Source organism: Marivivens donghaensis (assembly GCF_030410045.1).
GTDB classification, from domain to species: Bacteria; Pseudomonadota; Alphaproteobacteria; order Rhodobacterales; family Rhodobacteraceae; genus Marivivens; species Marivivens donghaensis.
Window position 1 is genome coordinate 190,749 of record NZ_JAUFRA010000004.1, and the last position, 20,474, is coordinate 211,222.

At 57.5% G+C, this 20,474-nt stretch carries 20 protein-coding genes; 10 read left to right on the forward strand and 10 right to left on the reverse strand.

The features are described from left to right. Nucleotides 1-41 precede the first annotated feature (41 nt). The 5 genes from QWY83_RS04375 to QWY83_RS04395 all read left to right on the forward strand — a co-directional run bounded on the left by QWY83_RS04375 (nt 42) and on the right by QWY83_RS04395 (nt 5,079). Nucleotides 42-1,382 (forward strand): NAD(P)/FAD-dependent oxidoreductase, encoded by a 1,341-nt coding sequence (locus QWY83_RS04375; RefSeq protein WP_249946425.1) that lies wholly within the window; start codon nt 42-44, stop codon nt 1,380-1,382. A 64-nt stretch (nt 1,383-1,446) separates the two neighbouring features. Then, the gene (locus tag QWY83_RS04380; protein WP_249946564.1) at nt 1,447-2,610 is read left to right on the forward strand and encodes a M20 aminoacylase family protein; all 1,164 of its coding nucleotides are present in this window, start codon (nt 1,447-1,449) and stop codon (nt 2,608-2,610) included. A 57-nt stretch (nt 2,611-2,667) separates the two neighbouring features. Beyond that, nucleotides 2,668-3,591, forward strand: a complete 924-nt coding sequence (locus QWY83_RS04385) for a Gfo/Idh/MocA family protein (RefSeq protein ID WP_249946424.1) — start codon at nt 2,668-2,670, stop codon at nt 3,589-3,591. Continuing rightward, on the forward strand, nt 3,588-4,295 hold the full coding sequence (locus QWY83_RS04390; RefSeq protein ID WP_249946423.1) for an acylneuraminate cytidylyltransferase family protein: 708 nt from the start codon (nt 3,588-3,590) through the stop codon (nt 4,293-4,295). Before QWY83_RS04385 ends, QWY83_RS04390 begins: the two co-directional genes overlap by 4 nt. Next, nucleotides 4,288-5,079: an SDR family NAD(P)-dependent oxidoreductase gene (locus QWY83_RS04395; protein WP_249946422.1), complete on the forward strand. Its 792-nt coding sequence runs from the start codon at nt 4,288-4,290 to the stop codon at nt 5,077-5,079. Before QWY83_RS04390 ends, QWY83_RS04395 begins: the two co-directional genes overlap by 8 nt. On the opposite strand, the gene QWY83_RS04400 is transcribed toward QWY83_RS04395, so the two are convergent. Genes QWY83_RS04400 through QWY83_RS04415 form a run of 4 tightly spaced genes read right to left on the reverse strand, consistent with a single transcriptional unit; the run spans nt 5,066 to nt 9,787 of the window. Continuing rightward, complete coding sequence (locus QWY83_RS04400) at nt 5,066-6,364, reverse strand: 3-deoxy-D-manno-octulosonic acid transferase (protein ID WP_249946421.1); 1,299 nt, start codon at nt 6,362-6,364, stop codon at nt 5,066-5,068. The genes QWY83_RS04395 and QWY83_RS04400 overlap by 14 nt on opposite strands. A 4-nt stretch (nt 6,365-6,368) precedes the next feature. Next, complete coding sequence (locus QWY83_RS04405) at nt 6,369-7,610, reverse strand: 3-deoxy-D-manno-octulosonic acid transferase (protein ID WP_249946420.1); 1,242 nt, start codon at nt 7,608-7,610, stop codon at nt 6,369-6,371. Further along, nucleotides 7,603-8,724 (reverse strand): UDP-N-acetylglucosamine 2-epimerase, encoded by a 1,122-nt coding sequence (neuC, locus tag QWY83_RS04410; protein WP_249946419.1) that lies wholly within the window; start codon nt 8,722-8,724, stop codon nt 7,603-7,605. Before neuC ends, QWY83_RS04405 begins: the two co-directional genes overlap by 8 nt. A gap of 34 nt (nt 8,725-8,758) precedes the next feature. Beyond that, nucleotides 8,759-9,787 carry an N-acetylneuraminate synthase family protein gene (locus QWY83_RS04415; protein WP_249946418.1) on the reverse strand — a complete coding sequence of 343 codons (1,029 nt, stop codon included), beginning with the start codon at nt 9,785-9,787 and terminating at the stop codon, nt 8,759-8,761. 107 nt (nt 9,788-9,894) lie between these two features. On the opposite strand from QWY83_RS04415, the gene QWY83_RS04420 reads away from it, so the two are divergent. Next, entirely contained in the window at nt 9,895-10,596 is a 702-nt protein-coding gene (locus QWY83_RS04420; RefSeq protein WP_249946417.1) for a fused DSP-PTPase phosphatase/NAD kinase-like protein, read from the forward strand. Here QWY83_RS04420 and moaA read toward each other — a convergent pair. The 6 genes from moaA to glmU form a co-directional block, all read right to left on the reverse strand. Beyond that, entirely contained in the window at nt 10,593-11,597 is a 1,005-nt protein-coding gene (gene moaA, locus QWY83_RS04425) for a GTP 3',8-cyclase MoaA (protein WP_249946563.1), read from the reverse strand. The two genes, QWY83_RS04420 and moaA, sit on opposite strands and share 4 nt — an antisense overlap. Nucleotides 11,598-11,679: 82 nt before the next feature. Then, the gene (locus QWY83_RS04430) at nt 11,680-12,363 is read right to left on the reverse strand and encodes a DNA alkylation repair protein (protein WP_249946416.1); all 684 of its coding nucleotides are present in this window, start codon (nt 12,361-12,363) and stop codon (nt 11,680-11,682) included. Nucleotide 12,364: 1 nt separating this feature from the next. Further along, nucleotides 12,365-12,955, reverse strand: a complete 591-nt coding sequence (locus QWY83_RS04435; protein ID WP_249946415.1) for a GNAT family N-acetyltransferase — start codon at nt 12,953-12,955, stop codon at nt 12,365-12,367. After that, complete coding sequence (locus QWY83_RS04440) at nt 12,955-13,503, reverse strand: pyridoxamine 5'-phosphate oxidase family protein (protein WP_249946414.1); 549 nt, start codon at nt 13,501-13,503, stop codon at nt 12,955-12,957. The genes QWY83_RS04435 and QWY83_RS04440 overlap by 1 nt, the downstream gene beginning before the upstream one ends. Continuing rightward, the gene (gene glmS, locus QWY83_RS04445) at nt 13,503-15,320 is read right to left on the reverse strand and encodes a glutamine--fructose-6-phosphate transaminase (isomerizing) (RefSeq protein ID WP_249946413.1); all 1,818 of its coding nucleotides are present in this window, start codon (nt 15,318-15,320) and stop codon (nt 13,503-13,505) included. Before glmS ends, QWY83_RS04440 begins: the two co-directional genes overlap by 1 nt. Nucleotides 15,321-15,322: 2 nt before the next feature. Beyond that, complete coding sequence (gene glmU, locus QWY83_RS04450; RefSeq protein ID WP_249946412.1) at nt 15,323-16,669, reverse strand: bifunctional UDP-N-acetylglucosamine diphosphorylase/glucosamine-1-phosphate N-acetyltransferase GlmU; 1,347 nt, start codon at nt 16,667-16,669, stop codon at nt 15,323-15,325. A 117-nt stretch (nt 16,670-16,786) separates the two neighbouring features. On the opposite strand from glmU, the gene QWY83_RS04455 reads away from it, so the two are divergent. From QWY83_RS04455 to QWY83_RS04470, 4 genes are all read left to right on the forward strand, one after another. Then, complete coding sequence (locus tag QWY83_RS04455; RefSeq protein WP_249946411.1) at nt 16,787-17,449, forward strand: HAD-IA family hydrolase; 663 nt, start codon at nt 16,787-16,789, stop codon at nt 17,447-17,449. 39 nt (nt 17,450-17,488) lie between these two features. Then, complete coding sequence (locus QWY83_RS04460; protein WP_249946410.1) at nt 17,489-18,694, forward strand: DegT/DnrJ/EryC1/StrS family aminotransferase; 1,206 nt, start codon at nt 17,489-17,491, stop codon at nt 18,692-18,694. After that, nucleotides 18,691-19,194, forward strand: coding sequence for an Imm63 family immunity protein (locus tag QWY83_RS04465; protein WP_249946409.1), 504 nt, complete (start codon nt 18,691-18,693; stop codon nt 19,192-19,194). The genes QWY83_RS04460 and QWY83_RS04465 overlap by 4 nt, the downstream gene beginning before the upstream one ends. A gap of 88 nt (nt 19,195-19,282) precedes the next feature. Continuing rightward, nucleotides 19,283-20,443: an isovaleryl-CoA dehydrogenase gene (locus QWY83_RS04470; protein WP_249946562.1), complete on the forward strand. Its 1,161-nt coding sequence runs from the start codon at nt 19,283-19,285 to the stop codon at nt 20,441-20,443. Nucleotides 20,444-20,474: the final 31 nt, after the last annotated feature.

The following is a 20,474-nucleotide window of genomic DNA, read 5'->3' on the forward strand; positions in this document are numbered from 1 at the left end:
AAGGTGAAATTGGCGGGTCAGCTTTGGGATGAGAGGTAAAAATGATCAAATTCCCGATTCTCGACTCATCTCCAGTTGAACACGATGCGCCTCTGCCCGATGCGGCTGACGTCGTGGTTATTGGTGCAGGTGTCGTCGGTGTGATGACCGCGTGGGAACTGGCGCGTCAGGGGCAAAAGGTCGTTCTCTTGGAAAAGGGGCGCGTGGCTTGTGAGCAGTCGTCACGTAATTGGGGCTGGATACGGGCCCAGGGGCGTGACCCTGCGGAGCTGCCGATCGTTATCGAAGCGCGGCAGATGTGGCGTGATATGGCGGCAGAAGCTGGCGAAGATATTGGTCTACGGACAAGCGGAGTGGCCTACCTTGCGCGACGTGAAAAGGACTTGGCCGATTTCGAAGCGTGGATGCCATATGCCCGCGATGCGGGGCTCGATACTCGCATGCTGACGCGGGCTGAGACGGCTGATCTGATGCCCTCACAGAAGTGGGCGGGGGCGATGTATACGGCCTCTGACATGAAGGCAGAGCCGTGGTTGGCCGTTCCTGCGATGGCGCGTGCCGCTGCGCGGGCGGGCATTGTGATCCGCGAAAATTGCGCCGTGCGTGGGTTGGACATCGCGGCAGGTCGTGTGGTTGGCGTCGTGACCGAATCTGGGCGTATCGCGGCAGATCGGGTTGTCCTATCGGGGGGCGCGTGGTCGTCCTTGTTTCTGCGCCGCCACGGTATTTCGATCCCACAACTGTCCGTGCGGGCGACCGTTGCCGCGACGACGCCGTTGCCAGAGGTCTTTGCGGGCGGTGGTGTCGACGATCAGATTGCATTCCGTCACCGCGCCGACGGGGGGTATTCCCTAGCATCGGGTGGGTTCCATGAGTTGTTTATCGGACCAGACGCGTTTCGGGCGCTGCCGAAGTTTCTGAAACAATTGGCCGAGGACCCGTTTGGCACGCGCTACAAACTCTGCGCGCCTAAGGGCTATCCCGATGCGTGGACGACCCCGCGAAAGTGGGCTGACGATGAACCGTCCCCGTTCGAGGCGATGCGCATCCTGAACCCCGCACCTAACCTGCGTATCGTCGAAGATATCCGCCAAAAATTCGCCGAAGCCTTCCCGCAATTGGGTGAAGTGAAAATCGCGACCGCTTGGGCGGGGATGATTGATACAATGCCCGATGTGGTACCGATTGTGGACCATGTGCCGACCCTGCAGGGGCTCACGCTAGCCACAGGCATGTCGGGCCATGGGTTCGGCATCGGGCCAGGGATCGGGCGGGTGACGGCGCAATTGGTGAACGGGCAAACCCCGTCGCATGATCTGAGCCGTTTCCGCTTTGGACGTTTCACTGATGGGAGCCCTATCGATCTCGGACCAAGTGTCTGACCCCTTGAACCGCTGCGTGCTTTGCACCAGTTTTGAATAAATGATCAAAAGAATGGAGGGGCAGATGCCCGTCAAAAACCGCCTAGCTGAACTGCATCATGAGATCACCGAATGGCGACGTGATCTGCACGAACACCCCGAAATTCTGTTTGAAACCCATCGCACCGCTGCTGTTGTTGCTGAAAAACTAGAGAGCTTTGGTTGTGATGAGATCGTCACGGGCATCGGTCGCACGGGCGTTGTTGGCGTGATCAAAGGCAAGACCGACACCAAAGGCATGGTGGTCGGACTGCGCGCGGACATGGATGCGCTGCCCATACTTGAGGCAACTGGTCTGCCCTATGCGTCGAAAACCGAGGGCGCGATGCATGCTTGTGGTCACGATGGTCATACCGCGATGCTCTTGGGCGCTGCGAAGTACCTTGCGGAGACGCGGAATTTTGACGGCACGGTCGTCGTGATCTTCCAGCCCGCCGAAGAAGGCGGCGGCGGTGGTCGCGAAATGTGCGCGGATGGCATGATGGATCGTTGGAATATCCAAGAGGTCTACGGCATGCACAACTGGCCCGGTGTTCCTGCTGGAACCTTTGCCATTCGTCCGGGTCCGTTCTTTGCTGCGACCGACCAGTTCAAGATCGTCGTTGAAGGGCGGGGCGGTCATGCGGCGAAACCGCATGAGACGATTGATCCCGTTGTCACATCGGCGCAGATCATCACCGCGCTCCAATCCATCGCGAGCCGTAATGCTGATCCCGTCGAACAGATCGTTGTGTCGGTCACATCTGTTGAGAGCAGCTCTACAGCGTTCAACGTGATCCCGCAGCGCGTGACGCTCAAGGGCACCGTGCGCACCATGTCACGTCACAACCGCGATCTGGCCGAGGATCGACTTAGCAAAATCGCAGACCTCACCGCGGCCGCAATGGGGGCGAAGGCCGAGGTGAATTACTATCGCGGCTATCCTGTGATGGTGAACCACGAAGAACAGACCGCCTTTGCGGCTGAGGTAGCGACATCCGTGTCGGGGTCCTGTGCTGAGGCGCCTCTCGTTATGGGCGGTGAGGACTTTGCCTATATGCTAGAGGAACGGCCAGGGGCCTATATCCTCGTTGGGAACGGGGATACCGCGATGGTGCACCACCCCGAATATAACTTTAACGACGAAGCCATTCCTGCGGGCTGTAGCTGGTGGGCGGAAATCGTTGAACGACGGATGCCAGCCGCCTGATCCCGTTGCAGAAACGCGCCGCATGTGCCATTCCAGAACAAAGTATTGGGAGGTCACATGCGGATTGCGGTGATCGGCGCTGGTTCAATTGGTCGGCGCCATTTTGATAACCTTGTTTCTCTCGGCATCGACGCTGTTCAGGTGCCATATCGCAGCTATCGCCCTGACGTTTTGGATGGCTGCGACGCTGCTGTGATTGCGACCGCGACGGACGTTCGTACGGGTCCGATTGCGGATGCGGCGGATCGCGACCTTCCGATGTATATCGAAAAACCGCTCGCCTTTCGGGCGGCTGACTTGGCAGAGATTGATCGCCTGACGGCAAAAGTCGCAGATCGCACCATGCTCGGTTTGATGATGCGTTATCACCCTGCGTTCCGCGCTTTGGCTGATCTGGATATGTCGAGCGCGGTGCGTTTTAGCCTCGATATCGGGCATGACGTCACGCAATGGCGGCAAAACTGGAAATTCTCGGAAAGCTATGCGGCGAAGGCTGACGGCGGCGGTGTGCTGCTGGACCTCTGCCACGAGATCGACATGGCCTCGGTTCTGTTCCCCGACCTTACGCTCAAATCGGTCACATCCGTTGGTCATCCAAATTACGATGGCGTTGATTTTTCATCGCGACTGACCGTGCAAACGCGGGCGGGGGCCGAAGGGTCGATTGGGATGGATTATCTGACCCCCCAGCTTCACCGTCGAACGATCGTCTATGGCGTCGATGCGATCTACGATTTCGATTTTGCGGCTCAACGCTACGAAGTCAAAGACGCCACCGGTGCCCGCCTAATTGATCTGCCGCTCGAACGGAACGAGATGTTCGTGGGGATCACACGCGACTGGATTGCGCTCCTTGAGGGGCGCGAAACCACAAACCGACTGCTGCCACGCATTGACCGCGTGACCGCCAGTACAGCGCTCACCGCCGCCGCTTGGGAAGCACGGCAGTTCATTGGGCACATCACAAAGGAGATCCCATGATTTTGGGTCATATCGGCGTCCGCAAGGGCTCTAAGGGGGTTCCGCGTAAGAACTTCAAACCGATCTGCGGTAAGCCCCTGATCGACTGGTCGCTGGAACAATTGCTCGAACATCCGCAGGTCGATGCAGTTGTTGTCTCGACCGATGATGAAGAGATTTACGAACACGCCGTTGCCAAGGGCACACTGGCGATTGGGTTGCGTCCTGATCACCTCGCCACGGATGCGGCTGGTAAATGGGGCGTGTGGCAGCATGCGCTTGAGGCGTCCGAGGCACTGATCGGCAAGGTCGATGCGTTTCTGGATCTCGATGCGACCTCGCCTTTGCGGTTGCCGTCGGACATCACAGACGCGCTGGCGCTCTATCATGCAGAGCACCCCGATATGGTCATGTCCTGCTGTGAGGCACGCAAGAACCCCTATTTCAACCTTGTGGAACCCGATGAAACGGGTGCACTGCATGTGTCGAAACCTCTCCCCGGTGGTGTCGTAGCGCGTCAGGCGGCGCCGACCGTCTATGAACACGCGGCAAGCACATATGTGGTCAAACCAGATTACCTAAAGACTACGAAATCGCTCTACGAGGGGCGCGTTATTCCCTATTTGATGGATGCAGATCGTTGCGTCGACATCGATAGTCCGTTTGATTTCAAACTCGTAGAATTCCTACTTAATGACCGACTGAAAGAGGCATCCAATGGCTGATCAACTCAAAGGCCGCACGGTTTTCATTACAGGCTCTGGCGGTGTTCTGGGCTCGACCTATGTGCGGCGGATGCTTGATGAAGGCGCGCGTGTCATCGCCTCTGACCTCAAAGGCCACCGCGCGGATGCGCTGGTTGAAAAGCACGGCTCGAACGAGAACTTCCGTTTCTATGACCTAGACGTTGGCGATGAGGATGGCTGTTCCGAGATTTTCAAACGCATTCTGGCCGATGGCTGGGAACCGAACGTCGTTCTGAACAACGCGGCGATCACGGGCGAGTTGTTGATGGGCGCGGGCAAACCGTTCCCTGACTTCGCGGACACCAGTGTCGAAGATTTCGAACGCACCCTGCGCACGAACCTAACGGGCGCGTTTATGATTGCGCGTCAGATGGATCGCGACATTGTCGGCAAATGGCACTGCACGCTGATCAACGTTGCGTCGATGTATGCGCTGAACGGCGCACACCACCCGATTTATGACGGCATGCCGTTCAAGAACTTCTCGGCCTATGGCGTGACCAAAGCGGGTATTCACGGCCTGACCGTTTGGCTGGCTGGCTACTGGGCACCGCGCAAGGCGACGGTGAACACCATTGCGCCGGGGGCTGTGTTCAACAACCACTCCGAAGAATTCCAACGCCGCGTGGGCGAATTGATCATGGCGGGCCGCATGTGCGAGCCCGATGAAATCGCGGACGTGATGTTGTTCCTTGCCAGCCCGCAGTCGGGCTACATGACAGGCCAGTTGGTCAACGTCGATGGTGGCTTTAGCGCGTGGTAAACACGTCAATCGCTGCGAGCGTTTTTTGAACGGCGCCCGTGTGTTCGGTAAAGAACGCGTCAATCTGATCGGGGTCGGCCTGCGGGTCGGCCCCGATTGCGTTTATCAACTCGGCTGTTGACTGAACGTGGGTGCAAACGCCTGCGGTAATTGCCTCAACAGCGGGGTATTCGATGGTGTGGATATCTGGCCCGACAATCACTGGTTTCTTCATCGCCAGCGGTTCGATGACGTTATGTGCGCCGTAAGGGGTAAAGCCACCGCCAACAATGACCTTATCCGCCATGGCGAGGTAGAAATACATCTCGCCAATGCTGTCGCCCAAGAGGACATCGACCTGTGGCGCGTTGCCCCGGCCTTGCAGAAACGCGTCGAAACAGGCCGTGCGGTTCACCACGTAAAGTCCCGCATCACGGAGCATCGTTGCGACTTCGGCAAAGCGTTCAGGCTTGCGCGGCACGTAGACAAAGAGCGGAGCATTCTCGCCGCGTGTCGCCTTAATCGCGTCGATATACACCTCGTCTTCGCCCTCGACGGCGCTAGCGATGGTGATCACGGGGCGATCAGGAGCCATCCATGCGCGCGCTGCGACACCAGCGACGGGCAGCTCAGCAGGGATCGGTTGTTCGAACCGTGTTTCCCCCGTGATGGCGATGTTGGTGACGCCAACGCTCGCGAAACGATCCCGTTGAAGGGCGGATTTCACCAGAGCACCCGCAAAGCCGCGCATCAGGTCGGCGCGGGCAGGGGTTTTGGTTTGATCGCGCTCATAGCTCTTGGACGGGTATTGCGCGTTGCACATAAAGAGCGGCACGCCTTTGCGACGACATTCGGTGATCATCGCGGGCCAAATCTCGACCTCCATCACCAGCCCGTATTTCGGGGTGAAAGCGCGAAAGAACTTGGCATAGGTCCAGCGGAATTCGAACGGCACCCAAACCGCGCGAAGTCGCCCAGCGGCGATCTCATCGGCAAAGACACGCTCGGCCTCACGGCGCCCTGTGGGGGTGAAGTGGGTGGTGACAACCGTTTCTCCACGGTCGAGAAACGCCCGAACCAGAGGAACCGCGCTGCGCATTTCGCCCAGTGAAACCGCATGGATCCAGACCGATTTCGGCATCGGTTTGTGCGTTCCAAAGCGTTCCTTAAGGTGCTGCAAATAAAGTGCATCCTTCTGTCCGCGACGCCACAGGTAAATCAGGATCAGCGGAAATCCGATAATCCAAGCCGCCTTGTAGAGCGAAAGCCAGCGGCGTAATCGTGGAGTGGGGAACTGTGCAATCATTGCGTTAGTTTATCAACGAAACGAGACGGGCCGCCAGATCAAGTTTTCGATCCCGCTCTGCGGCAATCAATGTCGTTGCGGCACGTGTTTGCGCAGAGAGTGTTGCGGGGTCCAAGGCGACGATATCTGTCGACCCGTTGATGGCTAGGGCGCCACCGACACCGTCGAGCATTCTGTAGTCAAATGCGAAATTCGCGGTGCGTGGACCGTGCAGAACGGGGCAATTCAGGTTGACGGCTTCCCACGGGTTATGGCCCTCAATGTCGCAGAAGGTGCCACCGATCAGCGCGAACTCTGCCATCCGATACCAGAGCCCCATTTGTCCAAAGCTGTTGTCGATGATGACATCTGCATCCCGCAGTGATGCGCTATCCGCGCCTATGGCCACCTTTAGCCCGCGTTCTGTCGCCGCCGCGACGATGTCGTCGGTGCGCTTTGGGCGACGCGGGGCAATCACCAAGAGGCTACCCGTTCGTTGGGTTTGAGCATCGAGCGCAATCGCTTCGTCCGCAGGGTGGCTCGACGCGCAGAGCCATAGTGACCGCCCGTTCAGGCCTCGTTCAATCGCAGCGCGTTTTACAGGCCAATCAGATAAAGGCGGGGCAATCGGTTTGAGCGATCCCGAAACCGTCACATCGCGACCGCCAAGTTTGGTCAAGTTCGTGGCAGTTTCATCATCTTGGGCATCGATGATCGCGATCCGAGAGAGCGCCGCGCCGTAAACCTCAGCGGCCTTGGCCCTTTTCTCAAACGCATCGTTGTTAAGACGAGCGTTGACGATGGCTTGCCCAATCCCACGTTCCGCCACCCGCCAGACCATCGCAGGCCAGAGGTCTTGTTCGGCCCAGATCGCAAGGTCAGGTTTCCAGTGGTCGAGGAACCGATCCATAGCATTAGGTAGATCAATGGGGAGAAACTGATGGACCGCGCCGTCAATCGAGTTGCGATCCCATGCTGTGGCCGAATTGAGCGCGGTCGAGGTCACCAAAAACTGCAGGTCTGACCGCATCTCGCGCATCATGAGGATCAACCCGCGCAGGGCCATAACCTCGCCCACGCCAACGCCGTGCATCCAAATGAGTGGCCCGTTGGGGCGGTGGGCGCTTGGGTAGCCGAGCTTTTCACGCCAGCGCGTCGGGTGTTCTTTGCCGCGTTTGAGCCTGCGTTTGAGGATGATCGGCGCAATGGGTTCGATCACCCCCGTCGCAATCATCAAAAGACGCAGGGAAAACGGCGGCTTACTCACTGTCCGTAAACGCTTTTTGCAAGGACCCTGACCAGAAACTCTCTTTCCCGAGGATCGTCATGAAACGCTCTGCCGCGCTGCCTTCGCCAAAGGCCGCATGGCGGTCATAGCGATTGCCCCAGTTCGAGGCGAGGAACTCTGCAATCGCGGCGCGGTCATAGGCAGAGACGTGGCGGATGCTTTTGGCCTGTGCGCGGTTCGTTTGTCGGGTGCCGACGTCCAAAGACGGGATCCCGATAAACGGAGCCTCGCGCACGCCCGCGCTGCTGTTGCCGATCATCGCCGAGGCATTGCGCATCAGTTCCGAGAAATGGGCAAAGCGCATGGAGGGCAGAATGCGGAACCGATCCTTTGGCAGGGTGTCCATTGCAGCCAGAATACCATCCGTTCCGGGATCGTTGTTCGGTGCGATCACGACGTAGGATTTCCCAGAGGCTACCAGTTCCGCATACAGCGACGCGGCCTGATCGCCCATCGTCTCAGCCTCAGAGGTGACGGGATGGAAAACCACGATGCCAAAGTCGTCAAACGGGATGGCATAGCGCGCTTTCACGTCGTCAATCGTCACGCCCGACGGTTGGGAATGGAAATCCAACTCAGGTGAGCCGATCACATGGATCGCCCCTTCGGGTTCACCCAGCGCCATAACTCGGCGGCCTGCATCCTGCGAGGACACGAAATGGTGGCTCGCGAGTTTGGAGTTACAGTGACGGAACACCTCGTCAATCGTGCCCGACACTTCACCGCCCTCGATATGCGCCGAACGGATGTAGTTGGTGGCGCAGACCAGCGCACAAGCGAGCGCTTCGATCCGATCGCCGTGGATCACGACGAGGTCGGGTTTGTGCTCCATACAGAAGTCAGAAAACCCGATCACAGTTTTCGCAAGGATCATATCCTGCGGATCGCCCGCCCGTTGGTTCAGGAACTCGTGCACCTGAACGCCGGGGACACGATGAACCTCAATCTTTGTCATGCCGTATTGTTCGAGCATATGCATGCCCGTCACAAAAAACGACACATCAAAGCCCGCGTCGCGGCACGCAATCGCAAGTGGCTCTAGCTTGCCAAAATCGGCACGAGTGCCAGTGACGAAGAGAATGGAACGGGTCATGACTGCTCTTTTAGCGCAAAGGGTTAGCGAAATGCTAACGCAAATCGCTCCACTTTAGCTGGGTGTTCCGTGTCACTGCACGAGTCAGCGTTTTGCCGACGACCTTATCAAACTCGTAGCCAGCGATTTCACCGGAACCAGGGCGACGCGCCCAGATGTCGGCTTCGGAGATGACGTGACCTTCGGGAAGGTCCTTATCTGCCACGACCGAGGCACGTGCGAAGGCATAAACAGGCTCTTCGGCTTCGGTGCGTTGCTTCGGGTTGTTCGCTGCGATCCAAATCTCTTTGGAGCGGTCGATGATGTGGCGCAGTTCGGACGGGTCCATCGAGTTGATGATATCTGGACCTTTGCGATAGCGCGTATCGGTGTAGTGGCGTTCTAGGATGCTAGCACCCAAAGCCACCGACGCCAGCGCCATTTCCGGCCCGATCGAGTGGTCAGAGAAACCGACGACTGCATTCGGGAATGCGTTTTTCAGGTCGGTAACGCCACGCAGCGAAACGATTTCGGCAGGCGACGGGTAGAGGTTTGTGCATTCGAGAAGAGCGTACTCAACGCCCGCATCTTCGAGGATTTGAACCGAGGCGCGGATCGTGTCGATGGTTTGCATCCCTGTCGACATGATCACAGGTTTGCCCTTCTTCGCGATATGGCGAATGAGGGGGAGGTTATCCGCCTCACCAGAGCCAATCTTATAGGCGGCAACGTCGAGTTCTTCTAGGAAGTCGGCAGCAGCGCGGCTGAACGGGGTCGAAATCCAGATCATCCCCAGTTCTTCAGAATAGCGTTTCAGCTCTGCCTCTTCGTCTTTGGACAGGGCGCAACGTTCCATCACGTGCCAGATCGACACGTCCGCGTTCGGGGGGAAGATCGACTTTGCCTCATCGGTCATCTCATCTTCGATGATATGGGTCTGGTGCTTGATCATCTCACAGCCAGACAAAGCAGCGAGGCGCACCATTTCCTTGGCCACGTTCAGGTCGCCGCCGTGGTTGATACCGATTTCAGCGATGACGAGAGGGGGGTAGTCAGGTCCGATTTTGCGGCCAGCGATTTCCATGTGTAACTCCAAAACGAATTTGTTCTAGACCTAATCGGGAACGGGGCGCCCTGCAATCGGCAATCTGGGGATGAAAGGTTGCATTCTGAGGCCCCATAGCCCAAATGATGCCAGCGATCGATAAAGGGCAGGGTATGCTAAAGAACCTCTGGAATAAGGCGAAGGCTTGGGAAAAAGCCCGCAATAAATCCTATGAAAAGCCCATCGTGACCGCAGAAGACCGCGAGCGCGCGCACTATTATGCAAAGTGGATTGACCATGGGTTCTTACGCGTGCGCTGGACAAATTTCGACCAGATCGCCGAAGGGGTTTATCGGTCTAACCATCCTAGCCCTGAACGTATGGCCGAAATGGCGGATATGGGTATTAAGACGGTGATTAACCTTCGAGGCGGCGCGAATATCCCAACATCGCTTCTATCGGCTGAGGCGGCTGAAAAATATGGGATGAAGGTCATCACGATCGGCATGTCCGCTCGTAGCGCCCCGAACCCCGATCAGATCGTTAGATTCATGGATGTCATGGAAACGGCGGAAAAGCCGGTTCTGATCCACTGTAAATCGGGTGCTGACCGCACGGGGCTTGCCGCTGTGATTTACCTGACCGAGATGCTGGGCGTGTCGGTCGAGGATGCCAGCGCACACCTAAGCAGCAAGTATTTGCATTTCAAATGGTCGAAAACGGGCGTGCTGGACCTGTTTTTCGAAAACTATCGCAAAGCGCATGACGCGACGGGCATCGGCCTGCGCGAATGGGTAACGACCGTTTACGATCAGGACGCGCTGAACCGCGAATTTACGGCGCGTTAACCGCCTGTGTGGCTCATATGGCGGCTGACGCGGCCATCGACCGTCTGACGCGAATAATCGAAGTCGTGGCCTTTGGGTTTCAGACCGATCGCGCGGTGAATGGCGGCCTCTAGCACAGCGTCGTCATTTGACGCGCGGAGCGGTTCGCGCAGGTCGGAATGACCTTCTTGCCCCAGACAGGTGTAAATCTCGCCCGTGCAAGTGATCCGTACGCGGTTACAGCTTTCGCAGAAGTTATGCGACATCGGCGTGATGAGGCCGATCTTTTGGCCTGTTTCTTCGATGCGGATATACCGCGCAGGCCCGCCTGATCGTTCCGCCAGATCTGTGAGCGTAAACCGTTCGGCCAGTTGCTTGCGTAGATCATTGAGCGACCAATATTGGCCCAGACGATCCTCGTTCCCAATATCGCCCATCGGCATCACCTCAATAAAGGTAAGGTCCATGTCACGTTCGGCGCACCAGCTCTGCAAAGTAAAGAGTTCGTCCTCGTTGAAGCCCTTCAGCGCAACTGCGTTGATTTTAACGCGCAGCCCTGCTTTTTGCGCGGCATCAATCCCTTTGATCACTTGGGGCAGGCGGCCCCAGCGGGTGATATCGGCGAATTTCTGATCGTCGAGAGTGTCGAGCGATACGTTCACGCGCCGGACGCCTGCCGCATAGAGGTCGTCCGCGTATTTCGCCAACTGGCTGCCGTTTGTGGTTAGCGTCAGTTCCTTGAGCGCGCCACTGTCGAGGTGGCGCGTCATAGCGTTGAAAAATGTTATGATCCCGCGCCGAACGAGCGGTTCGCCGCCCGTAATCCGCAACTTTTCGACGCCAAGACCGATAAAGGCGCTGCACAGCCGATCCAACTCTTCGAGCGTCAGGAGGTCCTTTTTGGGGAGAAACTCCATATTCTCGGACATGCAATAGACGCAGCGGAAATCGCAACGGTCTGTAACGGACACCCTAAGGTATTTAATCGCGCGTGCGAAGGGATCGATGAGCTGCTTTTCCATGACCGCGAAGGTAGGGCGGTGCATGCGCTCCTGCAAGGGGCAAGCGATAGATGATTTTTATCTATCCGACCAAAGTCGCGCTCTAGTCTTTTATCAAACGGAGAGCTTCTTTGCGGGCGAAGGGCTTCATCGCGGCGCCATGGGCGTCGATAAAGCTGCGCACCCGATCAGGATCACGTTTCGACAGATCGCGCAGCCACCAGCCGATGGCCTTTTGAATGAACCAATCGTGGTCGCGCACATAACTGCCAGCCCAATCGAGAATGCGTTCACGGATCGCGAGGCCGGCCTCTTTGGGGAAGGTCATTTTCGTCCACGGTAAGGTGATGACGAGGGCCGCGCGGCGGGTCCACATATGGGGTGAGACGGTCCAGTTTTCGACCTGATCAATCCGCGAAGGATCAGCGATCAGGCGTTTTTCACCCGATTTGCAAACGTGATCAGCGATGGCCCAGCCGTCAAAATCGGGCACCCATGATGCGATCAAGTCCCACGCCGCTGTGTCGTCGGGGCGGATGCGGGCTTGTTCCAGAAGTTTAGCGGCGAGGATGCGCGTTTCATGAACATCAGTGGCCCAGAGGTCGGCACAGAGCGCGAGGCGTTCGTCCAGCGTCACAGCCTCGCGGATCTCTTTGGACAGGTCCGTGAGAACGGGCACTTTGATCCCCAAAACGCGGCGCGTGGTCTTGTGGTATTTCGCCATCTCAATCGCGTCAGCGGGATTTGCCAGCGCGTCGAGTTGGGCGAGGATATCGTCGATGGTCATATCAGTCCCGTGGCTTTTCGAGTTGCCAAGTGAGGTGCGTTTTCACCGTAGGCCATTCGTGCGCAAGGATCGAATAGACGCAGGTATCGCGGAGCGATCCATCAGCCATCACCAAATGCGACCGAAGTACGCCATCGAGTTTCGCGCCAAGCCGTTCAATTGCAGCGCGGCTTTGATGGTTCATGAAATGGGTGCGGAGTTCGACAGCGTTGCAGCCCAACGCCTCGAACGCGTGAGTGAGCATCAGCCGTTTGACTTGGGTGTTCATCGGGCCGCGCTGGACCGACTTGCGATACCACGTGGACCCGATTTCCAGACGCTTATTATCAGCGTCGATGTTCATATAAGTCGTCATGCCGACGGCATTGCCCTCGGGGGTGAGGATCGCGAAGGGCAGCATCGATCCCTCGTCCATTAGACCCAAACGACGATCAATTTCTGCCTCAACCCCATCGGGGGCAGGGATCGTCGTGTACCAGAGCTTCCACAACTCACCATCAGCGGCGGCCTCAATCAGATCGGCTGCGTGGTCTTGGCTTAGTGGAGCCAGCGTGACGGCGGTGTCCGAAAGCGTAATAGGTGCGGGCCACATCAGATATAATCCTCAATTCCAGTGGGTTTGCCGTCAATCGTGACGCGGTTCTTCTCGTTCCAATAGTCGTGAATGCCTGCCTCGCCTTTGCCGTCCGACCACGTGTCCAAGGTCTCACGATGACCTTGGTGATCGAAATAGGGGACGGCATAGCCACACGAGGTTTGTACGAGGTCGACGTTCAGGTCGTAGATTTGCCGTGCACCCACATGAGCGTCAAAATGGCTGTTCAGCTCGGCCCAATCCGCGTCCCCAACATGAACCGCGCGTGCGGTGCCATAGGCGCGCAGGATCAGGGGGCGTTTTTCGAAACCGCACCACATAACCGTCATGCGGGTGTTTTCGCGAAGATGCCCTGCAGTTTCATTGCCGGACCCCGTCAGGTTCCGCCAGATCAGACGATTAGGCCCCAGAATGCGCAGGCTGTCCCCGCCCTTGGGTGACAGATTGACCCGACCATCCGCCGCTGCGGTCGCAACAAAGTAGATGTGCTGCGCTTCGGCAAATCCGCGAGTGTTGTCATCAAAGGACGGAAACTGTTTCGCCATTATTCGACCGTCACCGACTTCGCGAGGTTACGCGGCTGGTCCACGTCGGTGCCTTTGGCAACGGCTGTGTAATAGGCCAACATTTGCGCAGGGACCGCATAGAGGATCGGGGCAAGGAAGTCGTCGACCTCTGGCATGATCAAGGTCTGCCAGACGCCTTCGCCAGCCTCATCCGCGCCTTTCTTATCCGTGACCAAGAGGACCTGACCACCACGGGCCATGACCTCTTGCATATTGCTCACGGTCTTGTCGAATAGTGCATCACGGGGCGCCATGACAATCACTGGAACGTGCTGGTCCACAAGGGCGATGGGCCCGTGTTTCAATTCGCCCGATGCATAAGCCTCAGCGTGGATGTAGCTGATTTCTTTGAGTTTCAGTGCACCCTCAAGCGCGAGCGGGTACATCTGGCCACGACCCAAGAACAGGATGTCACGTGCCTCTGCCAGCTTATGCGAAAGCGTTTCACAACGGGCTTCGATGGTCAGTGCGGTGTTGACGATCCCAGGTAGGGCACGCAGGGCAGTGATCTTTTCCGCCAGTTCTGCATCGGTCAAACGCCCGCGCTGACGGGCGGCACTGAGGACCAGCATAGCGAGGGTCATAAGTTGGTTGGTGAAGGCCTTGGTAGAGGCAACGCCAACTTCAACGCCAGCAAGGATCGGCAGGACCAGATCGCTTTCCCGTGCAATGGAGCTTTCTGGTACGTTGACCACGGCGACTATCTTGTCCGCTTTGCCCGCGCAATAGCGTAGGGCGGCGAGGGTATCAGCGGTTTCGCCAGACTGGCTGACAAAGAGCGCAACAGTGCCTTCGGTGATCGGCGGCTCGCGGTAGCGGAATTCGGATGCCACGTCGATTTCGACGGGCAGGCCAGCGATCTGTTCGAACCAGTATTTGGCGACGTTACAGGCGTAGAATGCGGTGCCACAAGCGACCAACGTCAGACGATTGATCCGCGTGAAATCTAGGCCGCCATCAGGCAGAGTGACGGTATCGCCTTTGAGATAGCGGTTCAGCACTTCGGACATGACGACCGGCTGTTCGGCGATCTCTTTGGCCATGAAGTGTTTGTAGCCACCTTTGTCGATGCGGGCCGCGTCGATGTTGACCTTGCGCACTTCGCGATTGACCTGCTCGCCATCCGCATCCCGAATTTCGAGCGAGGTGCGCGTGATCACCGCCCAGTCGCCTTCGTCGAGGTAGGTGATGGTGTCGGTCAGCGGCGCGAGCGCAATCGCGTCAGACCCAACGAACATCTCACCAGTGCCGTGACCGATGGCGAGGGGGCTGCCCTTGCGTGCCGCGATCAACAGATCTTCTTCGCCTTCAAACAACAGACAGAGCGCATAGGCCCCTTCGAGGCGGGCGATGGTGTTCTGTGCGGCCTCACGGGGGCTTTGCCCCTGCGCCACAAAATGCTGCGCGAGGAGGGCAACCGTTTCCGTATCGGTATCGGTTTCATGGGCGATGCCATGTTCCGCGAGGAATTCGCGCAGTTCGCGGAAGTTCTCGATGATGCCGTTGTGGACAACGGCGACTTTGCCCGAACGGTGCGGGTGCGCGTTGACCTCGGTGGCTGCGCCGTGGGTGGCCCAACGGGTGTGACCAATACCTGCCTTACCAGCAAGCGGTTCATGCACCAGACGGTCGGACAGGTTCACCAATTTACCAACTGCCCGACGGCGATCTAGGACGCCATTGTTCACGGTTGCAATACCCGCAGAGTCATACCCGCGGTATTCGAGACGTTTCAACGCTTCCACCAAAATTGGCGCGGCTTCGTGATTGCCGAGAACTCCTACAATCCCACACATAATTAGGACCCCTTTGCCTTTTTGGCTTTGAGCATTTCAAATAATTTAACAGCGAACCCAGCCTTATTCTCCTGCTTGGTCCGCGCGATGGCCATTGCGCCATCTGGAATATCTTTGGTCACAACAGTGCCCGTGGCGGTCATGGCGTTATTGCCGACCGTGACAGGGGCAACCAGCATCGTTGCAGAACCGATAAAGCTGTTCGCGCCGATGGTGGTCTTATGTTTGAACACGCCGTCGTAGTTGCAGGTGATCGTGCCCGCGCCGACGTTGGTCTTTTTGCCGATGAAGGCATCGCCGATGTAGGTGAGGTGGTTGACCTTCGCGCCCTCATCAATCGTCGCGTTTTTGATCTCAACAAAGTTGCCAATATGGACGTCTTCGTTGAGTTCCGCACCGGGGCGGAGACGCGCAAAGGGGCCAACGGTGGAACCACGGCTGACGTGGCACCCTTCGAGGTGTGAAAAGGCACGGATGGTTGCGTTGGATTCTACGGTCACGCGGGGGCCAAAGACAACGTTCGGCTCAATGATTGCATCGCGGCCAATGACGGTGTCGTGCGCAAAGATAACGGTTTCTGGGGCGTGCAAGGTCACGCCGTTTTCCATCGCCTCTGCCCGCATCGCGTTTTGGAACATTTGTTCAGCGCGGGCGAGTTCTGCGCGCGTGTTGATGCCAAGCGTTTCAGCCTCGTCACAGCGCACAACGGTCGCGGACAGACCACGGTTGCGGGCGATGCCAACAATATCGGGCAGGTAATATTCGCCCGAGGCATTGTCGTTGCCGACTTCATCAAGGAGAGAGAACAACAGCTGCGTATCAACGCAGATCACGCCCGAATTGCAGAGCGGAATTTCGCGTTGTGCCTCTGTCGCGTCTTTGAATTCCACAATCCCCGTCAGGTTATCGCCATCGGTGATCAGGCGGCCATAACGGACGGTCGGATCGTAAACCTCGAACCCGAGAACGATGACGTCATGTGTTGCGCGAGCGTCGAGCATGGATTGCAGAGTTTCAGGGCGAATGAACGGCGTGTCGCCAAAAGCCACGAAAGCGTTGCCTTCGATCCCAGCCAGCGCCTCACGCGCTTGTAGCGCTGCGTGCCCCGTACCGAGCTGTTCTTCTTGGGTGACAACGACCGCATCGGGGTTCCAGTCTTTGACCGCAGCCTCAACCGCCTCGCCACCATGACCCACGACAACAACCGTGTGGTCAAGCCCCAAAGCCTCGCCAGATTTCATCGCATGAACGACGAGCGGGGCACCCGCGATTTTATGCAGAACCTTGGGCAGGTCGGAGTTCATCCGTGTCCCCATACCCGCAGCCAAAACGATTAAAGAATTACTCATATTCGCCTCTTAAAATTTGCCCCTGTATGGCGTTCCTTGGGGCTTACCGCAAGATTTGGGGCTTCACATCACCTTTCGCTTCGTTACACCTGTGGCAAAACTGAAATGGGGATGGCTATGCGCACTGTTATTTTCGACTTGGACGGGACCTTGGCGGATACCAGTGTCGACCTCATCAATGCCGCAAACACCTGTTTTCGTGGGCTTGGGCTGGGTGATTTGCTTGATCCAACGCAGGACGCAGCGATTGCCGTCCGTGGTGGCAGAATGATGCTGACCGAAGGGTTCAAGCGCGCTGGAGACATCGACCCAGCAGAGATAGATCGTCAGTATCCTGTCTTGTTGCAGGCCTACGCTCAGGATGTTGCCACTCATACGACCCTTTATGATGGCGCGATGGAGGCGGTAGAGCAGTTGAAATCCGATGGGTTCGCTGTGGGTGTTTGCACCAACAAACCCGAAGGCCTCGCGATTGCGGTGCTCGACGCGCTGGGCGTGCGGAGCGCGTTTGGATCGCTGATCGGCGCAGACACGCTGCCCGTTCGCAAACCAGACCCTGCGCCATTGCGGGCAGCGGTTGAACGGGCAGGGGGTGATCCGATGCGGTCGCTTTTGGTTGGTGACAGTATCACAGACCTCGATACATCGCGGGCGATGAATGTCCCGAGTGTGATGGTCACCTTTGGTCCTGCTGGAATGGCGGTCGCCGACCTAAACCCCGATGCGCTGATCTATCACTATAGCGAACTGCCTGCTGTCGCAGCAGAACTCCTGTCGTAACCCATTGACCCTTTGAGGGCGATCAGCCACCGTATTGGTATGACTGAAGTATTCACAGGCTCTTTCACCCAGCAGGAACCGATCCCCGAAGAGGCGATCGAGGCCGCCGTTCGTGTCATGCAAACGGGGCGTTTGCACCGTTACAACACGGTGGGTGACGAAATTGCGGAAACTGCTCTTCTTGAGGAAGAATTCGCCGAAGCCATGGGGGCGAAATATTGTCTCGCCGTTGCCTCGGGCGGGTATGCGATGACAACTGCCCTAAGGGCGGTTGGGGTGAAACAGGGTGATCCTGTGTTAACCAATGCCTTCACGCTCGCCCCAGTTCCCGGTGCGATTGCAGCCGTCGGGGCAAAGCCGATCTATGTCGATGTGGATGAGGGGTTGGTGATCGACCTTAATGACCTGCGTGCAAAGATCGGGCAGGCTAAGGTGCTGCTCTTGTCCCATATGCGTGGGCACATCTGCGATATGGACGAACTGATGCGCATTTGTGGCGCGGCAGGCGTTACCGTGATCGAGGATTGCGCCCATACGATGGGGGCCACGTGGCACACAATCCCTTCGGGTCGGTTCGGCACCTTCGGCTGCTATTCGACGCAGACTTATAAGCACATGAATTCGGGCGAAGGCGGTCTATTGATCAGCGATGACGCCCAAGCCATGGCACGTGCGATCATGCTGTCGGGGAGCTATATGCTTTTTGATCGGCACCGTGCTGCGCCCAAGCCAGAGATTTTCGCGCAGATCAAGTATGAGACCCCGAACATCTCGGGCCGCATGGATAATTTGCGGGCTGCGATCTTGCGTCCGCAGTTGCGGCGGCTGAACGAACAATGTGGGAAATGGAACGCGCGGTACCGCGTCGTCGAGGCGGGATTGCGCGGCACTAAGGGTCTGACGCTCATTGATCGCCCTGAAGAAGAGGGCTTTGTCGCGTCCTCGTTCCAGTTTCTGTTGTTGGACTGGGCGCCCGACAAAATCCGCGATGTCATTGGACGATGTGCGGCGCGTGGGGTTGAACTGAAATGGTTCGGTAATGAAGAACCCGTTGGGTTTACGTCGAAATACAGCAGTTGGCGCTATGCAGATTGCAAACCGATGCCTCAGACCGATCGTATCCTCGCGGGGATCATGGACATGCGTTTGCCGCTGACCTTCTCGCTTGAGGATTGTGCGCAGATCGCTCGGATCATTCGTGCCGAGGTGAATGCCGTTTGGCAGCAAGAAGCGAAAACACCGTGAAACGGGTCGACGTCGAAGAGGAAATTCGCGGATTTTTGGCGCAGTTGAAACGGCCAATGCCTGAATTTTCTTTGGCGACAGAACCCACAGGCGACGGCTGGCCTGCTGTTTTGGGGGATGGCCCTATATTTACGTGGGTGATCACCGAACGCGGTGTCGAACGGGACCGCCGCGTTGTTGATGGACACGAGGTCGTATTCCTCTGCATGGAAATTCTGACCGCGCGCTTTGCCCGCGAAGCCGAGAAAAAGACCCGTCAGACCAAACGCGCCAACCTATGGACTCGGCTACGGGCGCGTGGCGATTTTGGGGTCGGTTTGGATGACTATTCGCGTCAAACGTGGATGGAAGGGCATGTTCGTTTGATGAAATCGCTCCAGTCTGGATGGGGCACGCGGGTGAAGCTCAATTACGAAATGATCCTGCGAAAATATCCGCTTACGGCCAATGAACGCCGTGATGCGCGGGTGCTCGACCTTTCTGAATTCGGCCTGAACTAACCGTCATGTGAAAACGGTGGATTGACGCGACTCGAATTCTGCGCCTAGAAATGAACAAGCGTTCAATAAAGCGCAGGGAGGAATGCATATGTTCACCGCGTCGATGAGATTCGATCTGGGAGAAGAGGTCGAGGCCATTCGCGATACCGTCCATTCGTGGGCGCAGGATCGGGTCAAGCCGATGGCGACCCATGTGGATCAGTCCAACGAATTTCCCGCAGAGCTGTGGAAGGAAATGGGCGACCTTGGCCTTTTGGGTATCACCGTGCCCGAGGAATACGGCGGCGCTGGGCTGTCTTATCTGGCCCACACCATCGTGGTCGAAGAAATCGCACGGGCGTCGGCATCGGTATCGCTGTCCTACGGTGCACATTCGAACCTCTGCGTGAACCAGATCAAACTGAACGGCACGCACGAACAGAAACAGAAATACCTGCCTGGTCTGATCTCTGGTGATCATGTCGGTGCGCTGGCGATGTCCGAAGCGGGCGCTGGGTCGGACGTGGTGTCCATGTCGCTCCGCGCGGAAAAGCGGAACGATCACTACCGTCTGAACGGCAACAAATACTGGATCACCAACGGCCCTGACGCCGATACGCTGGTCGTTTATGCCAAGACCGACCCTGCCGCTGGTCCCAAAGGCATCACCGCCTTTATCGTCGAGAAGTCGATGAAGGGGTTCAGCACGTCCAAGCACTTTGACAAAATGGGGATGCGCGGATCGAACACGGCTGAACTGGTGTTCGACGATGTCGAGGTCCCGTTCGAAAACGTTCTGGGCGAAGAGGGCAAAGGCGTTCGCGTTCTCATGTCTGGTCTCGACTACGAACGCGTTGTTCTCGCCGGGATCGGCACGGGCATCATGGCGGCCTGTATGGACGAGATTATGCCCTACCTCGCGACCCGCAAACAGTTTGGACAGCCCATCGGGAACTTCCAGCTGATGCAGGGTAAAATCGCGGACATGTATACCGCGCTGAATACCGCGCGAGCTTATGTTTACGAAGTGGCCAAAGCCTGTGACCGTGGTCAAGTGACCCGTCAGGACGCCGCTGCCTGCGTGCTCTATTCGTCCGAGCAGGCGATGGTTCAGGCGCATCAGGCCGTTCAAGCGATGGGCGGTGCGGGCTTTATGAATGACAGTGCGGTCAGCCGTCTGTTCCGTGACGCCAAACTGATGGAGATCGGCGCGGGCACCTCGGAAATCCGTCGTATGCTGATCGGTCGCGAACTGATGGGGTCGATGTGAAACTCTCGACCACATTCATTCCCAACCCCGA